Genomic DNA, 22,560 nt, shown 5'->3' with positions numbered 1-22,560 from the left:
GCCAAGCGACACCGTCGCCGGGCACGCCGGAGGGATCACTGACTGTATACGGCGGGAATCGCGAGTCGCTGCCCCGCGCTCACAACGCTTCCGGTCAAGCCGTTCAGGCGGGCGATGTCGGACACGACATCACGGGGATCGGCATCCGGTGCGATCTCCTCCGCGATGGACCAGAGGGAGTCCCCCGACGACACGGTGACGGTCTCGAAGGTGCCGGCGGGCGCAGCAGGCTCCAGGGAGGCGAGCGCTGCGCCGCCTCCCCAGATCGCACCGAGGATGACCAGAACAGCGGGAAGAGCGGCAACAGCGGTCAGCACTGCTCGTCCGCGGGCGGTCAAGCGAAGGCGGGTCGCCGGCTGCCGCGTATCCGCGCGCCGAACCGATGAGGTCGCCGTGGTCAGGGGGCCGAGAGCAATCGTCGTCATGTCATCCTCCGCTATCTCGGGGAGAAATTCGCATCCACCTCTCGGCCAGGAGGGATGGATACGAACCTCTCTTCCGAAGCTATCTTCGAGTATTGTGTCTGTCAAGGGGTAACTGTCTCGCTGTTCTTTCGAACACGACACGCGGGCCGAGAGTCCGCGAATCGGCGTCGGGACGGTTACGGTTTCGATGAACACACGTAATCACCGACCTCCGACATTCGAAGAGGAGTGCGGGGCAGATGCGAGCAGCGACAGGAGCAGGGTCATGAACGAGGAGCCGTCACGGGAGCGCACGGGCACACGGCGGCGGCGCAGCCTCAGCGAGAAACAGCTCGCCATTCTCGAAGTGATCCAGCGGGCGATCGCCCGAAACGGCTATCCGCCGAGCATGCGAGAGATCGGCGACGCCGTCGGACTCAAGAGCCTCTCGAGTGTCACCCATCAGCTCAACCAGCTCGAGCTCAGCGGATACCTCCGGCGTGACGCGGGCAAGACGCGCGCGATGGAAGTACTGATCGATCTGCCGGGCATGGCAGCCGAGAACCCGGCAGACATCTCGCCCTCGGTCGGCGATGCCGCGATGGTCCCGCTCGTGGGGCGCATCGCCGCGGGCGTGCCGATCACTGCCGATCAGCAGATCGAGGAGATCTTCCCCCTGCCGCGACAGCTCGTGGGCAAGGGTGACCTGTTCATGCTGCGCGTGAGCGGCGAGTCGATGATCGATGCAGCCATCTGCGACGGGGACTGGGTCGTGGTGCGATCACAGCCGACGGCCGACAACGGCGACATCGTCGCGGCGATGCTCGACGGCGAAGCGACAGTCAAGGCCTTCCGTCAGCGAGACGGCCACACGTGGCTCCTCCCCCGCAACTCGGCTTTCGAGCCCATCCTCGGCGACGACGCGACGGTCCTCGGCAAGGTCGTCGCCGTTCTGCGGGCCGTCTAGTCTCACGCACCTCTTTCTGGGTGTAACGGGACGCAGTCGTTACCTCACGGACATGTGAGCGCCTGACAGTTCCGACAGAATGGGCGCATGACCCCGACATCGCCGGATGATCTCGAAGCCCGCATTCGTACTCTCGAGGCCGAGAACGCGCGCCTAGCCGGTCGCGCCACCTCATCCGGAGGCTGGTGGCGCGCGGCGCTGTCCGCGCTGCTGATCGTGATCGCGACCATCCTCGTTCCGGTCTCGGTCGTGACCACGTGGGCGCGCGTGCAGCTCGTGGACGAAGCGGCGTTCGTGGCGACCTTCGCGCCCCTGACCGAAGACCCCGCCGTCCAGGAGCTGATCGTCGACGAGGCTACTGCCGCCATCGACGAACAGGTGGATTTCACCGCGCTCACGAATCAGGTCTTCGACGGGGTCGAGAGTCTGGGGTTGCCGCCGGCAGCGGCTACCGCCCTCAATGCGCTGCGGGCGCCGGCGGCGCAAGGTGTACAGAACCTCGTCAACTCCGCGGTTGAACGCATTGTCGCGTCCGAGGCCTTCTCCGATGTCTGGGGGTTCGCACTTCGCGGGGTTCATCGGTCGATCACGACCGCAGCCACAGCTGACGGTGGCGGCATCCTCGTCCTCGACAGCGACGGGCTGGGGATCGCTCTGGGCCCCATCATCGAACAGGTCAAGGAGCGGCTCACCGAGAGCGGGGTCGGCGTTGCAAGCCTGATCCCGACGATCGACAAGACCATCATCATCGGTGACGGTGAGGCTCTCACCACCTTCCGCACCGTCTACGCACTCGCCGATGCTGTCGGTTGGTGGCTCTCGGTCGTGACGATCGGCCTGTTTGTGCTCGCGATCGTCATCGCCCGCCGCCGCAGTGTCGCCGTGATCGGCACCGGAGTCGGACTCTTCATCGGCGGGGGGATGCTCGCGGCCGGATTCGGCATCGGCGCGGCGGCGAGCACCGTCTTGGCCGGTCAGCTCGATCTGTCGCCGTCGGCCCTCAGCGTCATCTATGCCCAGCTCACGGCATCCATGGCTCAAAGCGCCCTCGTGATCGCGGTGCTCGGCGTCGTGATCGCGGTGATCGGCTGGCTGATGGGTTCCAGCCGTGGGGCGACGGCGGTTCGCGGTGGTGTCAGCGGCCTCAACGCCACGGCGCGCGAGGCATTGGCAGCCCGTGGTCTCAACACGGGTGGCTTCGGACGTTTCCTGGCCCGGTACCGTGTCGCGATCCGCGTCGCGCTCGTGGTCCTCGCCGTCGTCTGGCTCCTCGCCCTGCGTCCGCTGTCGTTTGCCGACGTCGTCGTCGTGTTCCTCGTGACGATCATCGTCGCGTGGGTCCTCGAACTGCTCCAGCAGCGCGAGATCGCGGAGGTCGAGGTCGTCGAGGTGATCGTGTCCGAGGAGGAGACCGCGAGCGACCGCGCGTAGCGTGGGGAGCATGGACTCCCCCGACACGCGACTCGCCTACGGCACGTGGCCCTCACCGATCACGGCAGCCTCCGTCGCGGCTGCTTCGCCGCGGTACGAAGGGGCGCGGTTCGTTGCCGCTCCCGAGGGCGAACAGATCTGGTGGGGCGAGAGCGTTCCGGCCGAGGGCGGCCGCACGACGGTCAGGCGCCGCCTCCCCGACGCGACGATCGAGGATCTGCTGCCGGCGCCGTGGAACGCCCGTTCGCGCGTGCACGAGTACGGTGGCGGCGCCTGGGCGGCGACGGATGATGGCGCGCTGTGCTTCGTCGAGAAGACCGACCAGCGGGTGTGGCTCCGCGAGACGGGAACGGAGCCGCGCCCTCTGACGCCAGCGGGCACGGGAATGCGCTTTGGTGGCCTTCGTTTCGCGGCGGGACAGCTCTGGGCGATTCGCGAAGACCACGCGAGGCCCGGCATCCCGGCTCGCGACATCGTCCGGATCCCCCGAGACGGTTCGGCCTCGGCCGATCCCGACCGGATCGTGTCGGTGGTCGCCGGCAGCGACTTCGTCGCGCAGCTCGCCGTCTCGCCCGACGGGTCGCAGCTTGCGTGGATCGCCTGGGATCACCCCAACATGCCGTGGGACAGCACGGAGCTGCGCCTCGGCGGCATCGTTGACGGTCGTGTCGAGAACTGGCGGACCCTCGCCGGGGGAGCCAACAGAGCACCCCTGCAGCCGGAGTGGGCCGACGCCGAGCAGCTCGTCTTCGTCGATGATCCCGACGGCCGCTGGAACCTGCACGCCTGGTCGCCCTCGCGCGGCTCGATGCGCATCGATGCCGCACCCGAGGACACCGGCGGCCCGCTGTGGTCGCTCGGCGGCCGCTGGTATTCCCTGACCGCGGACGGCACCGCCGTCTGCGTCCGCACGCACGGCACCGACCGCATCGTCGCGATCTCGCCGGATGGCGAGGTCCGTGAGCTCGGCGGACCGGTGAGCGCCGGGGCATCGATCGAGGATGCCGCAGGAGAGCGCGCCCTGGTCATTGGCGCGCGGACAGATGGTGCTGCCGGGGTCTGGGTGGTCGACACCCAGACCGGGAACTGGGAGTCGGTCGCGGGAGGCGAGTCCGCGTGGCCGGCCCCGTGGACGCCGCGGCCGGTCGAGCTGACCGCCGAGGGTCCCCGCGGAGAGGTCTACGCCTTCGCCTTCCCTCCGACGAACCCCGATGCCTCAGCGCCGGAAGGCGAACTGCCGCCCTACCTCGTCCTCGTGCACGGCGGGCCCACAGGTCATGTCGGCGGAGCAGCATCCCCGAAGATCGCCTACTTCACCAGTCGCGGGATCGGTGTTCTGGATGTGAACTATGGCGGCTCCACCGGGTACGGTCGCGCCTACCGCGACAGGTTGCGGGGACAGTGGGGCGTCGTCGACGTCGAGGACGTGCGCGCCGCCGCGGTGGCGCTGGCAGACGCGGGCCTTGCCGACCCTTCCCGCATCGCCATAGACGGCGGTTCGGCCGGCGGATGGACCGTGCTCGCCGCCATCGCCCGCACCAACGCCTTCGCTGCCGGCGTCTCACGCTACGGCGTCGGCGATGCTCGCGCGCTCGCCGCCGAAACGCACGACTTCGAGGCCCGCTACCTCGACGGATTGATCGGTCCGCTCCCCGACGCGGAAGACCTCTATCTCGAACGGTCTCCGCTGTCGCACCCGGAGGGATTCGACGTTCCGATGCTCTTGCTACAGGGGGCGGATGACGAGGTCGTCCCCCGGCACAGGCCGAGGCCATTCGCGCGGCGCTGGCTGCCCGCGCGGTGCCCCACGCGTACGTCCTCTACGAGGGCGAGGCGCACGGGTTCCGACGGGCGGAGACCGTCATCCACGCCCTGGAGACCGAGCTGGCGTTCCTGGGCGTCGTGTTCGGCTTCACTCCACCGGATGTCGCGCCGCTGACGCTGAGCTGAACGGCGCGAGCTCTGCCGCAAGCTTCTCGGACACGAAAGCATGAAGCGCTGTCCCGGCTTCTTGGTGCGCGATCGTGATGACGTGTCCGGACTCGTGCGCTGCCGAAATCAGATCGCCGCGGTCGTAGGGAACGACCGCCTGTACCTCGACCGCCGGAAGCGGAAGCGCCTGCTCGATGGCGTCTCGGAGCTGGGCGATGCCCTCCCCGTCCGGGACGAGACGAACAGCGCCGCGGGCTCCAGCCCTCGGAGCACCATCCGTGTCGACTCGTCGACGAGGTCCGCCTTGTTGAACACGACGAGCTCGGGAAGATCGCGCGCACCGACGTCGCCGATGACATCGCGCACCGTCGCCAGCTGCGCCGCGGGATCGGGGTGGGAGGCATCCACGACGTGCACGATCACGTCCGACTGGCCGACCTCCTCGAGCGTCGAGCGAAACGCCTCGACGAGCTGGTGGGGCAGATTGCGCACGAAACCGACGGTGTCGGTGAAGGTGTAGACGCGGCCATCGGATGCCTCGGTGCGGCGCACTGTCGCGTCGAGGGTCGCGAACAGAGCGTTCTCGACCAGCACGCCGGCGCCCGTCAAGCGGTTGAGCAGACTGGACTTGCCGGCGTTCGTGTAGCCCGCGATCGCGACCGACGGCACGGTGTTTCGACGCCTCTCCGCGCGCTTGGCATCCCGGGCGGGCCCGAAGTCGCGGATCTGGCGACGCAGCTGCGCCATCCGAGTGCGGATGCGACGGCGATCGAGTTCGATCTTGGTCTCACCCGGTCCACGAGAACCCATACCGGCTCCGCCGGCACCGACCTGACCACCGGCCTGGCGGCTCATCGACTCACCCCACCCACGCAGGCGCGGAAGGAGGTACTCGAGTTGCGCGAGCTCGACCTGAGCCTTGCCCTCGCGGCTCTTGGCGTGCTGACTGAAGATGTCGAGGATGACGGTCGTGCGGTCGATCACCTTGACCTTGACGACATCCTCGAGCGCACGACGCTGGCTGGGCGCGAGCTCCGTGTCGGCGATGACCGTATCGGCACCGAGCGAGGCGACGAGGTCGCGGAGTTCCTCGGCCTTGCCGCGGCCGAGGTAGGTGGCGGGATCGGGATGGGGGCGCCGTTGGAGCACACCATCTAGCACGACGGCACCGGCTGTCTCGGCGAGCGCGGCGAGCTCGCGAAGCGAGTTCTCGGCATTCTCTTGCTCGCCCTGCGGATGGACACCGACCAGGATGACGTTCTCGATCCTGAGCTGGCGGTACTCGACCTCGGTGACGTCTTCGAGCTCGGTTGACAGGCCGGGGATCCGCCGCAGCGCCGCGCGCTCCTCGCGATCCCACTGGTCTCCGTCGGAATCGGCGCCGACGGCGGTTGCGGCATCCTGCAGGGCCTGGGCCGACCCGAAAACCCACACGTCCGAGCGGCCGCGGGCACGCTCCAGCACCCGGTCGACAGGGTCGACCCGGTGCTCCTCGGGGTGTTCTGGGTGTCTGAGATCTCGTCCATCGTCATTTCTGTTGGATGCCCGCCAGCAGGCATCCGTAAACTCTAGCCTCCCGAAGGCGGCCCGTCCTCCGCTACGCTCGTCGCCATGGAGAGCGATCACTACTTCTCATCGTCGCCTTCCAGCCCCGAGAACATCCGCCGTATCCGTGTGTCCATCGCCGGGCAGCCGGTTGAGGTCACGACGGCCGGTGGGGTCTTCAGCCCGGATCACATCGACACCGGAACCGCAGTCCTGCTCGAGAACACTCCTCCCCGCCGGCGGGTGGACACCTCCTGGACCTCGGGTGCGGCTGGGGCCCGATCGCGCTCACTCTTGCGATGGATGCTCCCCACGCGACGATCTGGGCCGTTGACGTGAACGAGCGTGCTCTCGACCTGGTGCGCACCAACGCGAGCGAACTCGGCCTCACCAATGTCAACGCGGTCCTCCCGAACGATGTTCCCGATGACGTCGCCTTCCGCACGATCCGCTCCAACCCACCGATCCGGGTTGGCAAGAACCAACTCCACGGGCTGCTGGAGGAGTGGATCCCGCGGCTCGATGAGCGGTCGGACGCGTGGCTGGTCGTCTCGCGCAACCTCGGGTCGGACTCCCTGCAGCGGTGGATGACGACGACGTTCACCCCCGGCTACTCGATTCATCGTTCCGCGACGGCCAAGGGCTTTCGGGTTCTCCGCGTGCGCCGTCACGGGACCACGCCGACGGCGGCGATCGACATCGTGTGATGCCGCCTCCTCGCGGGAGATCAGGCCAGCGCCATCTCGCCCGAGAAGACCAGGGTCGCGGGGCCCGCGAGGAAGACGTGGGGAGCACCGTCGACCGTGGCCACACGAACGCCGAGCTCGCCCCCGGGCACCGTGACGTGCCACGTGTCCGGAGCGGCAGACCCCGCCCAGTGACGCACGGCGAGGGCTGCTGCTGCCACGCCCGTGCCGCAGGAGAGCGTCTCGCCGACTCCGCGTTCGAAGACCCGCATGCTCAGGCCCCCGCTGCCGTTGTGCACCAGCGGGTCACGGGGAACGACGAACTCCACGTTCGCACCCGCGGGCGGCGCGGGGTCCAGCTGTGGGGCACGCGACAGATCGATGCCGGCAAGCTCTTCAGGGGTCGGAAGAGCAACCACGACATGGGGGTTTCCGACATCCACTCCGACCCCGGGCCGCGCCACGTCGAGATGACGAGCCCGCACGAGCACCTCGGACTCGTCGATCTGGAAGGCGCCGAGATCGACTTCGAAGCCGCGGTCGTGCACGGTCACCGGCTTGATACCGGCTCGCGTACCGACCAGCACGGGCCCGGCGGCAGCATCGGCCCAGCCGACCGCGGTGAGGTAGCGCACGAAGACGCGGATGCCGTTCCCGCACATCTCGGCGGCCGTACCGTCGGCGTTGCGGTAGTCCATGAACCACTCCACGCCCGCAGCCGTTGCTTCGGCCCCCTCGGGAATCGCCGCAGCCCGAACGACCCGCAGCAGTCCGTCGGCGCCGACGCCGAAGCGACGGTCGCACAGCGCGGCTACCTGGTCGTCGGAGAGGTCGAGGTCCCCGTCGGCATCGGGCACGATGACGAAGTCGTTGCCGGTGCCGTGGCCCTTCGTGAACGAGATGGGGGTCGACATACCTTCAGTCTAGGAGCCCGGCGCTCGCCTCCCCGGTCAGCCCGGCGCGAGCATCCCCGGCAAGCACCGCCACGTCTGCACCCGGATCAAGCCACTCAACCCCGGCGTAGCGCCGGAACCACGACACCTGGCGTCGCGCATATCGACGCGTGAGAGCTTGGGTCTGGGCTATCGCCTCGGGCTCCGAAATCTCTCCCCCCAGCTGCGCGAGCGCCTGCGCGTAACCGATCGCGCGACGGGCCGTCACGCCCCGCTCCAGGCCCGCAGCGCGCAGAGCCTCGACCTCGCCGAGCAGCCCCAGCGCCCACATCCGTTTAACGCGCTCATCGAGGCGACTCACGAGCTCGTCTCTGGGCATTCGACGCCCCACGATGCGAGTCCTCGGGTGCCAGAGGACCGGTCTGTCCGGGAGTGCAGCACCGTGGCCGGAACTCCCGGACTCGAGAATCTCCAGGGCCCGGATCACCCGCCGTTCGTTGGCGGGATCGATCCGCCCCGCCGCGGCGGGGTCGAGGCGCCGCAAGCGCGCGAACAGGACGCCGATCCCCCGCTCCGCGGCTTCTGCCTCCAGGGCGGCGCGGCGCCCGGGATCGCGCGGGGGAACTGGAAGTCGTAGATGACGCTCGAGACATAGAGCCCCGAGCCGCCGACGAGGATCGCCTCCGCGCCGCGCGCGTGAACGTCCGCGATTGCTGCGCGTGCGGCCGGCTGGTACATCGCGACAGCCGCCTCTTCGGTGACGTCGAGAACATCGAGCAGGTGATGCGGGAAGCCGAGCCTCTCGCGGTGCGGCAGCTTGGCGGTTCCGATGTCCATGCCGCGGTAGAGCTGCATGGCATCGGCGTTGATGATCTCGGCTCGCTGTCCGCGGCGTGCCAGCGCCTGCGCGAGCGCGAGGGAGGTCTCGCTCTTCCCGGTTCCCGTCGCTCCGACGATCACCCACAGCGTTGGTTCCGCGGTCATGTCGCGTTCCGCGACCGCTGAATCCACGCGGACGTGCTGCCCGCGCCCCTGTCGTGCACGCAAGCGCCAACCGCAGCTGCGCGCGCACATGGCGGCTGCGTTGGGGGCAGCGCCTGGATGCGGTGCACGAGCGGTCACACGCTCACACGGAGCGCGGGGACACCCAGCGACACCGCGCGCCGCTCACCGTTCGCGGCAGGGGCCGGCACGGCGCACGATTCGGCGAGCGACCGGTCCCAGGCATCGCCGGCACGCGTCCGACGGATCGGCAGCACGCCACCCTCGGGGGCGTCGGCGAGCAGGTGGAAGGGCGCCGCGTGCGTGACGACGGCCGTGACGACATCCCCAGGCCGGGGAGCATCCGACCCGTCGGGCACCGCGAAGTGCACGAGCCGGTTGTCTTCGGCGCGGCCCGTCAGGCGCCGCGTCTCGGCATCCTTCTTGCCCTCGCCCGTCGATACGAGCACCTCGAGCTCCCGGCCGATCTGCGCCTGGTTCTCTTCGAGACTGATCTGTTCCTGCAGCGCGATCAGCCGGTTGTACCGCTCCTGGACGACGGCCTTGGGAACCTGATCGGCCATGGTCGCCGCCGGGGTGCCTTCGCGGATCGAGTACTGGAAGGTGAAGGCGCTGGCGAACCGAGCGCGCTCGACGACGCGCATCGTCTCGGCGAAATCCTCCTCGGTCTCACCCGGGAATCCAACGATGATGTCGGTGGAGATCGCGGCGTGCGGGATCCGCTCGCGCACCCGGTCCAGGATGCCGAGGAACCGATCGCTGCGATACGAGCGACGCATCGCCCGCAGGATGCGATCGCTGCCGGACTGCAGCGGCATGTGCAGCTGGGGCATGACGGCCGGCGTCTCTGCCATCGCCTCGATGACGTCATCGGTGAAGGCTGCCGGATGAGGACTGGTGAACCGAATGCGCTCGAGCCCGTCGATCTCGCCGGCCGCGCGCAGCAGCTTGCCAAACGCGTGGCGGTCACCGAACTCGACACCGTAGGAGTTCACGTTCTGCCCGAGCAGGGTGACTTCGATCGCTCCGTCGTCGACGAGCAGCCGGATCTCGTTGAGGATGTCGCCCGGTCGCCGATCCTTCTCTTTGCCGCGCAGGCTCGGAACGATGCAGAAGGTGCAGGTGTTATTGCACCCGACAGAGATCGATACCCACCCCGATGCTGCACTGTCGCGCTTGGTGGGAAGCGTCGAGGGAAAGACCTCGAGGGCCTCGAGAATCTCGAGCTCCGCTTCGTCGTTGTGCCGGGCCCGCTCGAGCAGACTCGGCAGGGATCCCATGTTGTGCGTGCCGAAGACGACGTCTACCCACGGCGCCTTCTCGAGGACCCGCTGCTTGTCCATCTGCGCGAGGCAGCCGCCCACCGCGATCTGCATGCCCTCGTGCTTGTCTTTGCGGGACTTGAGGTGACCGAGGGTGCCGTAGAGCTTGCCGGCTGCGTTGTCGCGGACGGCGCAGGTGTTGATCACGACGACGTCAGCCTCGTCGCCGGCAGCCGCGCGCACGTAGCCAGCACTCTCGAGCGATCCCGACAGGCGCTCGGAGTCGTGGACGTTCATCTGACAGCCGAAAGTGCGCACCTCGTACGTGCGCACCGCACCCGTTGGTGACACGGCTGCGGCAGAGGGCGCGATCAGCGTCGGCGAGGCAGAGGGGGTGGTCATAGTGCCTGCCATTCTACGAGCCCCACCTCGGAGCGGGCCGCGTGAGCACCGCAGTAGGCCCCTCGTGCCCCTACCGCGCCTCGTCGTGAGGGTCGGCAAGCGCGAGGCGTGCCGCAGACATCGCGACCCCGGGCGGGTAGCCTCGCCGCTGCAGTTGACCGACCAGGCGCCGGATCGCGACATCGACCGGCACACCCCGGTATCCGCCCGCCTTCTGCCGCGCAAACTCGAGAGCGCGCTCGGAGTCATCGTCGGGCAACGCCGCGAGGGCCGCATCGGCGATCTCGCGGGGAATTCGACGCTTGGACAGCACCTGGGCGATGGCCCGTCGCCCTTCTCGACGCCTCGTGACCGCGGTGTGAACGAGCTGCTCGGCGAGGTCCGCGTCGCCGAGCCATCTCTTGCCGACGAACTCGGCGACGAGAACCTGAGCGACGGTCTTCTCCACGCCGTCGGCAACAAGTTCGTCCGTTGCTTCGGCCTCCGACAAGCCGCGCCGGCGCAGTCGCTTGATCAGGCGATCGAGCGCTGCGCTGATGACAGCTGACGACGCCCGGGTCTCCCCGAACGGATCGTCGCGATCCAGGTCGTCGTCATCACCGAAGAGATCGTCGTCATCGACCCACGTCGAGTGCCAGCCACCCGCGGAGAGTTCCGCGCATGCTTCGCCGCGATCCTCACCAGGAGCGTCGTCAGTGCGGGACACTGCCCCGCCGCCGAAGAGCGGGATAACGGGGGCGAGTGACTGCTCGCCCCCGGTCTCACGCGTCATGATCAGGCCGGGCGCCGCTTGGCGAGCTCGTCTTCGACATCGGATGCGGGCTTTGCCCCGCCGATACCGAGCTTCTCTTTGATCTTGGTCTCGATATCGGCCGCGATGTCTTCGTTCTTGAGGAGGAACGACCGAGCGTTCTCTTTACCCTGACCCAGCTGCTCGCCGTCGTAGGTGTACCACGCACCGGACTTCTTCACGATCCCGTGCTCGACGCCGAAATCGATGAGACTTCCCTCGCGCGAGATTCCCGTGCCGTACAGGATGTCGAACTCGGCCTGCTTGAACGGCGGCGCCATCTTGTTCTTGACGACCTTCACGCGCGTGCGGTTGCCGACGGCATCCGTGCCGTCCTTGAGCGTCTCGATACGGCGGATGTCGAGGCGTACCGATGCATAGAACTTCAGCGCCTTTCCACCGGCGGTGGTCTCGGGCGAGCCGAAGAACACACCGATCTTCTCGCGCAGCTGGTTGATGAAGATCATCGTCGTGTTGGTCTGGTTGAGCCCACCGGTGAGCTTGCGCAGCGCCTGCGACATCAGCCGCGCCTGCAGACCCACGTGCGAGTCGCCCATCTCACCCTCGATCTCGGCCTTGGGCACGAGCGCGGCGACCGAGTCGATCACAACGAGGTCGATGGCACCGGAGCGCACGAGCATGTCGGCGATCTCGAGCGCCTGCTCGCCCGTGTCGGGCTGGGAGACCAGAAGCTGGTCGATGTCGACACCGAGCTTCTGGGCGTAGTCGGGGTCGAGCGCGTGCTCCGCGTCGATGAAGGCCGCGATCCCTCCCGCGCGCTGCACATTGGCGATCGCGTGCAGAGTGAGGGTGGTCTTACCCGAGGACTCCGGACCGTAGATCTCGATGATGCGCCCGCGCGGGAGTCCGCCGACGCCGAGCGCAACGTCGAGAGCGATGGAGCCCGTGGGGATGATCTCGACCGGCGCACGCTCGTCGCTGCCCAGTCGCATCACCGAGCCCTTTCCGAACTGCCGATCGATCTGTGCGAGCGCTGAATCGAGCGCCTTCTCGCGGTCTGCGGGTGTGGGCATGGCGTGTGCTCCTTCAGCACTCGGTCCGGCGTCGGTGTGTCCGGCTCCGGAGAATCGGCCGCCTGTAGGCTGTCGCGGTGCTGCTCGGATGAGCCTCACCCCGACAAGGCGTGTGGTGTCGTTCGACGCTGATCACGGTACGCGGGGGCTCCGACACTGCTGCCGGTGATCCCGCGTGTCGTGAGGGAACGCCTTCTCGACTCCACTTGTGCAGGAGACTACGTTGTCATCGAACAGATCTTCGACGACACGCCGCTGGATCAGCGCCGAGGTTCGAGGCGACCGACGCCGTAGCGTCGCTCCACCGGGACATCCGTTTCATCGCACAGCGCAAGCCACACTTCTCGCGGGCGAACGCCCTCACTGAGCGCTTCGCTAGCGGTGAGCCCGCCCACAGCCGAGAGCACGAGGTCGGCCATCAAGGCACCGGCGCGAGCACCGAACTCGTCGGCGACGGCGCGGTCGAATTCGCTGCGACGCATGCAGTGGGCGGCGCGGCTCAGCGCAGCGAGAGTTCGGCGTCCATCGACGCGACGAGCTCGTCGGGAACGACGTCGGGGAACGTCTGCAGGCCCTCGAGCACCGCGAGTCGGTCACCGACTTCGCGCATGATCGTCGAGATGGGAACGTCGAGCGCCTCGGCGACCGAGGCGAGAATCTCGCTCGACGCCTCTTTCTGACCGCGCTCTACCTCGCTCAAGTAGCCCAGCGCAACACTGGCGCGGCTGGCGACCTGACGGAGGGTGCGACCCTTCTGCTGGCGGAAGTCACGCAGGACTTCGCCGATCTCTTGACGTACCAGTACCATGTCGGGTCCCCTCCTCACTGACTGCTTCTGTTGGTGGCAATTCCGCTGGTGTCGCGGGTGGACAACAGTACAACACCGATGTAGGTCACACTAATGCCGCCTTCTGGGGAATGGGTGGGAATCACCGAAAGTAACGCATCCGAAACATCGTGTGTTCCCGCGTGCGGCGAGCGCTCGCTCAGAGCGAAACGCGCAGGAGCGTGAGCGCCGCCTCGACCGCTCCCCCGCGGATCGCCGCCCGGTCACCGGCGAGCTGATGCTCGATGACCGACTCACGATCGGGCGTCACGACGGCGACATACACGCGCCCAACCGGCGCCCCATCCTGAGGGTCTGGTCCCGCGACGCCGGTCGTGGCGACGCCGACCTCGGTGAGGGACCCCGCCCGAGCGCTGGCACGCCGGATGCCGCGAGCCATCTGGATCGCCACGTCCGGATGCACGGCCCCTCGCGGTCCAGGAGCGCGGCATCCACTCCGAGCAGGCTCGTCTTCAAATCAGTGGCATACGCGACGATGCCGCCCCGCAGGACGTCGGAGGCACCCGGAACGGACACGAAGGCGGAGGCCAGGGCACCACCGGTCAGCGACTCGGCAACACCCAGCCGCCACCCGCGGGACCGGAGCGCCGCGAGCACCTCGGCCGCAGCCTCGGGAGCGAGCTCCGTCATGCGTCTCGGGTGGGCGATGCTGCCGCGCGCCGAGCGCGCGCAGCCCGGACCTCTGTCACCACGTAGTCGATACCGCTAGCGATCGTGAGCACCACGGCGATTGTCATGGTGACCCCGTTGACCCAGAAGATCCATTCACCCACGAGGTCCCACAGCGGCAGGAGGGCCAGCGAGAGCGCGACGGCCTGGGCAACGGTCTTCAGCTTCCCCATCCAGGCGGCAGCCAGCACATGGTCGCTGACGACGATGAACCGGTAGACGGTGATCCCGACCTCACGGATGAGGACGACGATCGTGATCCACCACGGCAGCTCACCGAGGATCGACAGCCCGATGAAGGCGAAGCCGGTGAGGACCTTGTCGGCGATGGGGTCGAGGAGCTTTCCGAGGTCGGTGACAATCTCGTACTTGCGGGCCAGATACCCGTCAATTCCGTCCGTCGCGATCGCAACGATGAAGATGACCGCCGCCCACCAGCGCAGGGCCCCGTCCGATCCCCCGTCTGCCAGCAGCATCCAGAGGAAGATCGGCGCCATGAGGATGCGCACGATCGTGATCGCGTTGGGGAGCTGCCGCGGAATCGCCATGGGGCGAGCCTACTGCGCAGGCCTGTCCCGGCCGATCAGTCCCGGCCGGTCAGCCCCCACGCGTCCTCGCCGCCGTCGTCACCGTCGACGACCTCGAGGCCCGCGAACTGCCCGTCGACCGCGTCGGGACCGTACCGGTCCTCGGATGCCGCACCGGGCGCATCCTCGCCGCGCAGTCGCGCCAGGACTCCCGGGAGCTGCTCGGCTGTCACGAGCACATCGCGCGCCTTTGACCCCTCGGACGGGCCGACGATCTCGCGCGACTCGAGGAGGTCCATGAGTCGGCCCGCCTTGGCGAAGCCGACGCGGAGCTTGCGCTGAAGCATCGAGGTCGAACCGAACTGCGTCGACACGACGAGTTCAGCCGCCGCCAGCAGCAACTCGAGGTCGTCGCCGATGTCGGCATCCACTTCTTTCCTCTCGGCAGCCACCTGCACGTCCGAGCGATACTCGGGGCGGGCCTGACCGGTCACGTGGGCAACGACCTTCTCGATCTCGGACTCGCTGACCCATGCCCCCTGCACACGCAGGGTCTTGGATGCCCCATCGGGAGGAACAGCGCGTCACCCTGCCCGATGAGCCGGTCGGCTCCGGGCTGATCGAGGATGACCCGGGAGTCGGTGACGCTTGTGACAGCGAACGCGAGGCGCGAGGGGACGTTGGCCTTGATGAGTCCCGTGACAACGTCCACCGAGGGGCGCTGGGTTGCCAGCACCAGGTGGATGCCGCTGGCACGGGCCAGCTGCGTGATGCGCACGATCGAGTCCTCAACATCGCGCGGGGCGACCATCATGAGGTCGGCGAGCTCGTCGACGACGACCAGCAGGTACGGATACGGCTTCAGCACCCGTTCGCTGCCCGGCGGCAGCTTCACCTCGCCCGCGACGACCGCGCGGTTGAAATCGTCGATGTGGCGGAACCCGAACGACGCCAGATCGTCGTAGCGCATGTCCATCTCTTTCACGACCCACTGCAGCGCCTCGGCTGCCTTTTTGGGGTTCGTGATGATGGGGGTGATCAGGTGCGGGACGCCGGCGTAGGAGGTCAGCTCGACCCGCTTGGGGTCGATGAGCACCATGCGCACCTCGGAGGGCTTGGCGCGCATCAGCAGGCTCGTGATCATTGAGTTGACGAAGCTCGACTTACCCGAGCCGGTGGAACCGGCCACGAGCAGGTGGGGCATCTTGGCGAGGTTGGCCACGACGAACCCGCCGCCGACGTCTTTGCCGACACCGATCGTCATGGGATGCGTCGACTGGGTCGCGGCGGCCGAGCGCAGGACATCGCCGAGGGTGACGATCTCACGGTCGGTGTTGGGGATCTCCACGCCGATCGCGCTCTTGCCGGGGATCGGCGCGAGAATGCGGACCTCGTTGGAGGCGACCGCATAGGCGATGTTGTTGGTGAGCGCCGTGATGCGCTCGACCTTCACGCCGGGACCGAGCTCGATCTCGTACTGCGTGACTGTCGGGCCGCGCGAGAAGCCGGTCACACGGGCGTTGATCGAGAACTCCTCGAACACGCTCGTGATCGCACGAACGACAGCGTCGTTGGCCTCCGAGCGGGCCTTGGCGGGGGTTCCCGCTGACAGGTTGTTGACGGAGGGAAGCCGGTAGGGCGCCGTGGGCGTGGACCGCGGGGTGTCGCTGCCGATCCCGATGACACCCGGCAAAGCGGCATCCTCGTCATCGGAGTCATCGTCCTGGAGCCCCGTGTGCGAGGCGCCGACAGCCTTCTTCGCCCCATCGAGGACGGCAGGATCGATGACCTCGGTGAGAGCGTCGGGTGCTGGCGCGTCGGATGCTACCGCGGCGAAAGCCTGGTCGAAGCCCCCTTCGGGAGGTCCCGGCGGGAGGAGTTCGGTCAGGAAATCCTCGGTCGACAGGCTGCCGTCGGCATCCTGCTCGCGGCCAGAGCTGTTGCGTCGCCACCACGGCACCGACGCCCGCTCTTCGGACTCGGTTCGGTCGGCATCGTTCGTCGGCGCGGCACGCTCGGCGCCGAACATCCACGCGTAGAGGTCACCCAGGCGCCGACCGATGCGGTTGGGCGGCGTCTTGGTGAGGATCAGGATGCTGAGGACGCTCAGCAGGCCGAGCACGATGCCGGCACCGATAGGAGTCAGGCCCAGCGCGAGCGGCTCGCCCAGCATCCACCCGAACACGCCCCCGGCCTCGCTGAGTTTCGGAAGGCCCTCACGCGGCTCAGGACGTCCGCCGTAGACGTGGGCGAACGCGGCGATGACAAGAATCAGGAGGCCGAAGCCGATGCCGATCCGGCCGTTGTCGTGAACGGAGGCCGGGTGGCGAAACAGCCATCCGGCGAGAATGACCAGCAGGACCGGGAGGACGAACGCGACGCGTCCGACCAGGGCGCCGACCGAGTAGGCCGAGATCGTCTCGCCGATATCGGAGCCGATGAAGAACCACTCCACGACCGCGCCGGCGATCGCGAGCAGCACGAGGAAGAAGGGGAAGCCGTCGCGGCGCTGGTCCTTCTCGAGGGTCTCAGGGCCGAATGCGCGGAACAGCCCACCGGTGGCGTGCGCGAGACCCATCCACATCCGCACGATCAGGGCGGGACGCTCGTCATCGCCGACGTACCGCTTGGGTGCCGGTGCGGACGCGCGCGAGCGCGAACCCTTGGCGGGCGCACGACCAGAGGTCGAGGTTTTGGTGCTACTCCTCGGCATGACCTCCACGGTAGGCGCGACCACCGACGTTTCCCCGGAACGACGCGGCCTGTCGGCATCCGCCCCGGTCGGGGCAGTCAGCGCAGGCGCTTGACCATGGTGTCGCGACCGAAGCCGCTCTGGACGACCGCGAACCCTTCCGTGCGGTAGAAGACCGCCGCGAAGTTGCCGCGCTCCACACTCAGACTCAGCCGCGCGAAGCCCTCGGTGCGGGCGTTGTCCGACAGGGCACGCAACAGTGCACGCCCCACGCCGTGGGCGCGCCAGATCGGCCGCACGCCGATGATCAGCTCGGGTACGCCGGTTCCGATGTACCCGAACCCGGGATCGGAACGCGGAAACATCCGGTACCACGCGGCCCCGATCGGCTCGCCCTGCGGATCAGACGCGACAAACCCCGCGTCGCCGGGTCGCATCCAGCCCGACACGTACCTGCCATGCTCGGGTGCAGTCAGCACCTCGTACCGCGGCCGCGACCGTCCCGGCGACCAGTTGGCCGCCTCCACGACCATGTCACCGAGGAACGCGCCGTCAGCGGCGGTCGCCGGACGGATGCCGAAGGCTGTGGGCATGGCCCGAGTGTAGCGATGCGCGGTGGGTTGCCCCGCCGCCGAGATCTTCTGAGCGGGCTCAGGCCTCGATAACGAGCGGGACGATCATGGGCCGTCGCCGCAGCGACTGGTTGACCCAGCGACCGATCGTGCGGCGAACGACCTGCGAGAGCGCATGGTTGTCGCGCACGCCCGACTGCGCGGCCTCCGCGAGCGCCGCGGCGATCTTCGGCTTCACGCTCTCGAAGACTGCAGCGTCCTCCGCGAACCCGCGGGCGTGGACCTCGGGACCCGAGATGATGCGTCCGGTCGCCGCATCCACGACGACGATCACCGAGATGAAGCCCTCTTCGCCGAGGATCCGCCGGTCCTTGAGGTCGGCATCCGTGATCTCACCGACGCTGGACCCGTCAACGTAGACGAAGCCGAGATCGAGCTGACCGACGTTGCGTGCCACGCCATCGCGCAGGTCGATGACCGACCCGTTCTCGGCAACGATCGTGTTCTCTGCCGGTACCCCGGTCTGCTGGGCCAGCTGAGCGTTGGCCATCAGGTGCCGGTACTCACCGTGGACGGGCAGGACGTTGCGCGGCTTCAGGATGTTGTAGCAGTACAGCAGCTCACCCGCTGCTGCGTGTCCCGACACATGGACCTTCGCGTTGGCCTTGTGGACGACGTTGGCGCCGAGCTTGGTGAGTCCGTCGATGACCCGGTACACGGCGTTCTCGTTGCCCGGAATGAGGCTCGAGGCCAGGATGACGGTATCCCCCGGTCCCGGCTCGATCTCGTGGTCGAGATTGGCCATGCGCGAGAGCACGGCCATCGGTTCGCCCTGCGACCCTGTCGACATGTAGACGATCTGATCGTCGGGAAGGTTGCGCGCCTTCTTGTAGTCGATCAGCAGCCCATCCGGAACCTGCAAGTAGCCGAGGTCCTCGGCGATCGTCATGTTGCGCACCATGCTGCGACCGAGCAGCGCGAGCCGGCGCCCGTGCGCCGCGGCGGCATCCATGACCTGCTGCACGCGGTGGACGTGGCTGGAGAAGCTGGCGACGATGACCCGGCGCGGTGCCCTCCCGATGATCTGGTCCAGAACGGGACCGATCTCCTTCTCGAGCGGCGTGAATCCGGGGACATCGGCGTTGGTGGAGTCGACCAGGAACAGGTCGACCCCGGCTTCGCCGAGACGCGAGAACGCCCGGAGGTCGGTGAGCCTGCCATCCAGCGGTAGCTGGTCCATCTTGAAGTCGCCGGTGGCGAGCACCGTACCCGCAGAGGTTCGAATGGCAACGGCGAGGGCATCGGGGATCGAGTGGTTGACCGCGACGAACTCGAGCTCGAACGGTCCGAGCCGCTCGATCTGGCCCTCCTTGACCGTCAGGCTGTAGGGACGCAGACGGTGTTCCTTGAGCTTGGCTTCGGTGAGCGCGAGGGTCAGGCCCGAGCCGATCAGCGGCAGGTCGCCCTTGAGCCTGAGCAGGTACGGAACCGCGCCGATGTGATCTTCGTGGCCGTGTGTGAGGACGACGCCGACGATGTCATCGAGGCGGTGCTTGAGGGGCTCGAAGTCGGGAAGGATGAGGTCCACTCCCGGCTGGTGCTCTTCGGGGAAGAGCACGCCGCAGTCCACGACGAGGATCTTGCCGTCGAGCTCGAAGATCGTCATGTTGCGGCCGACCTCGCCGAGGCCCCCAGCGGGATGACGCGAAGCGTCCCCGGCTCGAGCGAGGGCGGGGCGAGAACGGCGTTGGACATGCGACTCCTATCGGCGCTGACGGATCAGCGCGTGGTGCCTGAGACCCGGGGCAGAGCGCCGCCGGCGGCGGCGTTGCGGTCGGGGCGGAAGTTGGAGAAATCGACACCGGGAACGCCGGAGACGAGGGCGAGTTCGTCCTCGATCTTGGCGGCTTCCCACTCCTCCGGACCCACGAGCGGCAGGCGCACGCGGGGGCTCGTGATCCGGCCAAGGCCGTGGAGGATGTACTTGGCCGAGACGGTGCCGGGAACGTGGGTCATGACGGCACGCACGAGGGGTTCGAGCTGGCGGTGGGCTGCCGTGGCCGCCGTGAGGTCGCCGGCGTTGACGGCATCCACGATCACGCGGTACGGCTGCGCGGCGATGTTGGCTGTCACACCGATGAGCCCCGTGGCCCCGATCGACAGGTGCGGCAGGACGTTCGCATCGTCCCCGGAGAAGTACAGGAGGTCGGTCTGATTGAGCACGCGGCTGACCTCGCTGAAATCACCCTTGGCGTCCTTGATCGCGAGGATGTTGGGGTGCTTGGCCAGCCGGAGGATCGTCTCGTACTGGATCGGCACACCAGTGCGGCCCGGGATGTCGTAGAGGATGACGGGCAGGTCGGTGGCGTCGGCAACGAGGCGGAAGTGGGTCAAGATGCCGGCCTGCGTCGGCTTGTTGTAGTAGGGCGTGACGATCATGATGCCGTCAGCGCCGACCTTCTCGCTGGCCTTGTAGAGCTCGATCGCGTGCGCCGTTTCGTTGGAGCCGCCACCGGTGATGATGGCGGCGCGACCGGCCGCGACATCCTTGCCGACCTCGACGAGACGGATCTTCTCGGCATCCGTCAGGGTCGAGGTCTCCCCCGTCGTGCCCGTGACCACGATGCCGTCGGCGCCGGCACCGATCACGTCGTCGATGTGCTTCTCGACGGCCGGCCAGTCGACCTCGCCGTCGGCGGTCATCGGAGTGACCAGCGCGACCAGCACCTGCCCGAACGGGTTTGTCGAGTGCGTCATGGCTTCAGGCTATCGGTTCGGCATCCGACGCCGCCCCGGATGGCACTCGGGGCGCTCTAGCCTGGAGCCATGGCCTGGCGCACGGACTCCTCTCGATCGGTCTACGACAACCGGTGGATAGCCGTCCGTGAGGACAGCGTCACCGGCCCCGCCGGCGCAGGGGTCTACGGCGTCGTCCGGATGCAGCATCCAGCGGTGTTCGTTGTCGCCGTCGACGCGCAGGACCGCGTGTGCCTCGTCACCCTCGAGCGCTACCCCACCGGTAACCGGTCGATCGAGGTGCCCGCCGGCGGCACCGACGGCGAGCCCCCACGCGAAGCTGCCGAGCGGGAACTGGGTGAGGAGACCGGTCTGCGAGCGCGCGAGTTCACCGACATCGGCTTCATGTATGCCCTCAACGGCATTGCGGACGCCCCCGAGCACGTCTATCTCGCGACGGGCCTCGAGCCGCTCCCCGGAGCCGATACGACAGAACGCCGCGACGAGGGGATCGACGACGTGTCGTGGGTGCCCTTCCCCCAGGTTCTCCAGATGATCCGGGACGGCGAGATCACCGACGGTGAGACGATCGCCGCGCTGATGTTCGCCGCCATCCACCTGGGTCGCGTCAGCTGAGGCGCCTCACCGGCCGCGGCTGCCGGCAGCTGCTGCGACGGATGCCGGAAGAAGGCGTGCGACGGCGGTGATCGCCTTCCACCGCAGCGACGGGATCGAGACCGCCCGGCCGCGGGCAGCGTCGCGCAGGGATTGCTCGACGACGACATCGGCATCGAGCCAGAGCCAGTCGGCCACGCCCTCGCGTCCCGGCTCGAGCCCCATCCGCTCGTGGAAGTTCGTGTGGGTAAAGCCCGGGCAGACGGCGGTCACCGTGACCCCCGCGGGCGAGTAGGCGGTGTTTGCCCACCGTGAGAACTCGACGACCCAGCGCTTGACAGCGCCGTAGGTCGAGCGCGGCGTGTAGGCAGCCACGGAGGCGACGTTGATGATTCGGCCGTGACCCCGGCTGAGCATGGGCCCCAGGGCCGCGTGCATGAGCCGCATGGGGGCCTCGACGTGCACCGCGAGGTGGCGTGCTTCGTCCTCGATGTCGTTGTTCTCGAAGGCAATGGGCAGCCCGAACCCGGCGTTGTTGACGAGAACCTCGATCGGGCGCTCCGGGTCGGCCAGTCGGGCTTCGACCTTCGCCCGCTGCCGCGGCTTGGCGAGGTCGGCGACGATGATCTCGGCGCGAACCCGGTAGCGGTCCCTGATGTCGCTCGCGACGGCATCAAGGGCAGCCCGATCGCGCCCCACGAGCACGACGTCGGCACCGCGAGCGGCGAGGCGGCGGGCGTACTCGGCGCCAAGCCCGGAGCTTGCCCCGGTGACGAGAACGGTCTTCGGCATGAGTCTCAGCGGGTCCGGGCGCAGCTCACGGAGCGACGCGGCCGGCAGCGGCGAAGGCAGCGTGCGTCATCGGCATGAGAGTGGCCCAGAGCTCTTCCATCTTCTCCGCACACATCTCGATCTCGCGCTGCGGGAACGACGGGAAGTGGGAGCCTTCGACCTTCGTGCGCAAGGAGAGGAAGTTCATCAGCGAGCGGGCGTTCATCGTGACGTACATCGACGAGTACGTGTTCAGCGGCAGCACGATGCGGGCAACCTCGCGCGCGACCCCGGCATCCAGCATCCGTTGGTACGCGGCGAACGCGTGAGCGGATGCCTCCCTCGTCGCCTCGTCAACGATCGCCGTCTGCTCGGGGGTGCCGTCGACGAAGTCGTATGCGCCGGGCTTGCCGACCTGGACGAGCTTGCGCTCGGGCGCGGGAACGTAGAACACGGGACGCAGTTCGCGGTAGCGCCCGGATTCCTCGTTGTAGGAGGCGATGCGGTGACGCATGAACTCGCGGAAGACGAAGATCGGCGCCTGCACGTAGAACGTCATGGAGTTGTGCTCGAACGGCGAACCGTGCCGGTCGCGCATCAGATAGTTGATGAGGCCCCGGTCGCGGTCGGATGCCTCCACCCCCGCGGCTGCGTCGCCGAGAGTCTGCTCTCCCAGGGTCGACACCCGCGCGGCGAAGAGGACGTCGGAATCGGCGGCACTGGCTCGGACAAGCTCGACGGTCACGTCGCTGCGAAACTCGATGTCGGTCACGGCTCACACCC

The 22,560-nt window shown here is 68.0% G+C and carries 16 protein-coding genes and 6 pseudogenes; 5 read left to right on the top strand and 17 right to left on the bottom strand.

Translation table 11 applies throughout. The annotated features are described in order from the left end of the window. Positions 1 to 35 precede the first annotated feature (35 nt). On the bottom strand, positions 36 to 425 hold the full coding sequence (locus IT882_RS05065) for a LysM peptidoglycan-binding domain-containing protein (RefSeq protein ID WP_195693436.1): 390 nt from the start codon (positions 423 to 425) through the stop codon (positions 36 to 38). 265 nt (positions 426 to 690) lie between these two features. Here IT882_RS05065 and lexA point away from each other — a divergent pair, with 265 nt between their 5' ends. The 3 genes from lexA to IT882_RS05050 all read left to right on the top strand — a co-directional run bounded on the left by lexA (position 691) and on the right by IT882_RS05050 (position 4,741). Next, a complete protein-coding gene (gene lexA, locus IT882_RS05060; protein WP_195693435.1) occupies positions 691 to 1,371 on the top strand; it encodes a transcriptional repressor LexA in 681 nt (226 codons plus the stop codon). 87 nt (positions 1,372 to 1,458) lie between these two features. Further along, entirely contained in the window at positions 1,459 to 2,802 is a 1,344-nt protein-coding gene (locus IT882_RS05055) for a hypothetical protein (protein WP_195693434.1), read from the top strand. A 10-nt stretch (positions 2,803 to 2,812) separates the two neighbouring features. After that, positions 2,813 to 4,741, top strand: a complete 1,929-nt coding sequence (locus IT882_RS05050; RefSeq protein ID WP_324253927.1) for a prolyl oligopeptidase family serine peptidase — start codon at positions 2,813 to 2,815, stop codon at positions 4,739 to 4,741. Here the strand turns inward: IT882_RS05050 and hflX are convergent. Beyond that, positions 4,715 to 6,198 (bottom strand): annotated as a pseudogene (gene hflX / locus IT882_RS05045) (GTPase HflX). The gene IT882_RS05050 and the pseudogene hflX overlap by 27 nt on opposite strands. Before the next feature lie 147 nt (positions 6,199 to 6,345). On the opposite strand from hflX, the pseudogene IT882_RS05040 reads away from it, so the two are divergent. After that, a pseudogene (locus IT882_RS05040) lies at positions 6,346 to 6,986 on the top strand (class I SAM-dependent methyltransferase). A 20-nt stretch (positions 6,987 to 7,006) separates the two neighbouring features. Here the strand turns inward: IT882_RS05040 and dapF are convergent. The 13 genes and pseudogenes from dapF to dapA form a co-directional block, all read right to left on the bottom strand. Further along, positions 7,007 to 7,879, bottom strand: coding sequence for a diaminopimelate epimerase (dapF, locus tag IT882_RS05035; protein WP_195693433.1), 873 nt, complete (start codon positions 7,877 to 7,879; stop codon positions 7,007 to 7,009). Positions 7,880 to 7,883: 4 nt separating this feature from the next. Continuing rightward, positions 7,884 to 8,842: pseudogene (gene miaA, locus IT882_RS05030) on the bottom strand (tRNA (adenosine(37)-N6)-dimethylallyltransferase MiaA). Positions 8,843 to 8,976: 134 nt separating this feature from the next. Continuing rightward, positions 8,977 to 10,524 carry a tRNA (N6-isopentenyl adenosine(37)-C2)-methylthiotransferase MiaB gene (gene miaB, locus IT882_RS05025; RefSeq protein ID WP_195693432.1) on the bottom strand — a complete coding sequence of 516 codons (1,548 nt, stop codon included), beginning with the start codon at positions 10,522 to 10,524 and terminating at the stop codon, positions 8,977 to 8,979. A 70-nt stretch (positions 10,525 to 10,594) separates the two neighbouring features. Continuing rightward, positions 10,595 to 11,296, bottom strand: coding sequence for a regulatory protein RecX (locus IT882_RS05020; RefSeq protein ID WP_195693431.1), 702 nt, complete (start codon positions 11,294 to 11,296; stop codon positions 10,595 to 10,597). Between the two features lie 2 nt (positions 11,297 to 11,298). Beyond that, positions 11,299 to 12,348, bottom strand: a complete 1,050-nt coding sequence (gene recA / locus IT882_RS05015) for a recombinase RecA (RefSeq protein WP_195693430.1) — start codon at positions 12,346 to 12,348, stop codon at positions 11,299 to 11,301. 260 nt (positions 12,349 to 12,608) lie between these two features. Continuing rightward, positions 12,609 to 12,830 (bottom strand): DUF3046 domain-containing protein, encoded by a 222-nt coding sequence (locus IT882_RS05010; RefSeq protein WP_195693429.1) that lies wholly within the window; start codon positions 12,828 to 12,830, stop codon positions 12,609 to 12,611. Between the two features lie 17 nt (positions 12,831 to 12,847). Continuing rightward, complete coding sequence (locus IT882_RS05005) at positions 12,848 to 13,156, bottom strand: helix-turn-helix domain-containing protein (RefSeq protein ID WP_195693428.1); 309 nt, start codon at positions 13,154 to 13,156, stop codon at positions 12,848 to 12,850. A gap of 178 nt (positions 13,157 to 13,334) precedes the next feature. Beyond that, positions 13,335 to 13,825, bottom strand: a pseudogene (locus IT882_RS05000) (CinA family protein). Further along, the gene (pgsA, locus tag IT882_RS04995; RefSeq protein WP_195693427.1) at positions 13,822 to 14,412 is read right to left on the bottom strand and encodes a CDP-diacylglycerol--glycerol-3-phosphate 3-phosphatidyltransferase; all 591 of its coding nucleotides are present in this window, start codon (positions 14,410 to 14,412) and stop codon (positions 13,822 to 13,824) included. The pseudogene IT882_RS05000 and the gene pgsA overlap by 4 nt, the downstream one beginning before the upstream one ends. Positions 14,413 to 14,447: 35 nt before the next feature. Then, a pseudogene (locus tag IT882_RS04990) lies at positions 14,448 to 17,104 on the bottom strand (DNA translocase FtsK 4TM domain-containing protein). A gap of 77 nt (positions 17,105 to 17,181) precedes the next feature. Continuing rightward, positions 17,182 to 17,676, bottom strand: a complete 495-nt coding sequence (locus tag IT882_RS04985; RefSeq protein WP_195693426.1) for a GNAT family N-acetyltransferase — start codon at positions 17,674 to 17,676, stop codon at positions 17,182 to 17,184. 58 nt (positions 17,677 to 17,734) lie between these two features. After that, positions 17,735 to 19,410 (bottom strand): annotated as a pseudogene (locus IT882_RS04980) (ribonuclease J). A gap of 24 nt (positions 19,411 to 19,434) precedes the next feature. Then, positions 19,435 to 20,412 (bottom strand): 4-hydroxy-tetrahydrodipicolinate synthase, encoded by a 978-nt coding sequence (dapA, locus tag IT882_RS04975; protein WP_195693425.1) that lies wholly within the window; start codon positions 20,410 to 20,412, stop codon positions 19,435 to 19,437. Between the two features lie 69 nt (positions 20,413 to 20,481). Between dapA and IT882_RS04970 the strand changes: the two genes are divergently transcribed. Beyond that, positions 20,482 to 21,027: an NUDIX domain-containing protein gene (locus tag IT882_RS04970; protein ID WP_195693424.1), complete on the top strand. Its 546-nt coding sequence runs from the start codon at positions 20,482 to 20,484 to the stop codon at positions 21,025 to 21,027. 6 nt (positions 21,028 to 21,033) lie between these two features. Here IT882_RS04970 and IT882_RS04965 read toward each other — a convergent pair whose 3' ends face one another. Both IT882_RS04965 and thyX read right to left on the bottom strand, forming a co-directional pair. Further along, on the bottom strand, positions 21,034 to 21,798 hold the full coding sequence (locus tag IT882_RS04965) for an SDR family NAD(P)-dependent oxidoreductase (RefSeq protein WP_195693423.1): 765 nt from the start codon (positions 21,796 to 21,798) through the stop codon (positions 21,034 to 21,036). Between the two features lie 25 nt (positions 21,799 to 21,823). Continuing rightward, positions 21,824 to 22,549 carry an FAD-dependent thymidylate synthase gene (gene thyX / locus IT882_RS04960; protein WP_195693422.1) on the bottom strand — a complete coding sequence of 242 codons (726 nt, stop codon included), beginning with the start codon at positions 22,547 to 22,549 and terminating at the stop codon, positions 21,824 to 21,826. Positions 22,550 to 22,560 lie beyond the last annotated feature (11 nt).

This window comes from Microbacterium schleiferi, assembly GCF_015565955.1.
GTDB lineage: Bacteria > Actinomycetota > Actinomycetes > Actinomycetales > Microbacteriaceae > Microbacterium > Microbacterium schleiferi_A.
Note: the sequence above shows the minus strand (reverse complement) of the source record. Positions and strands in the feature narration are given on the sequence as shown.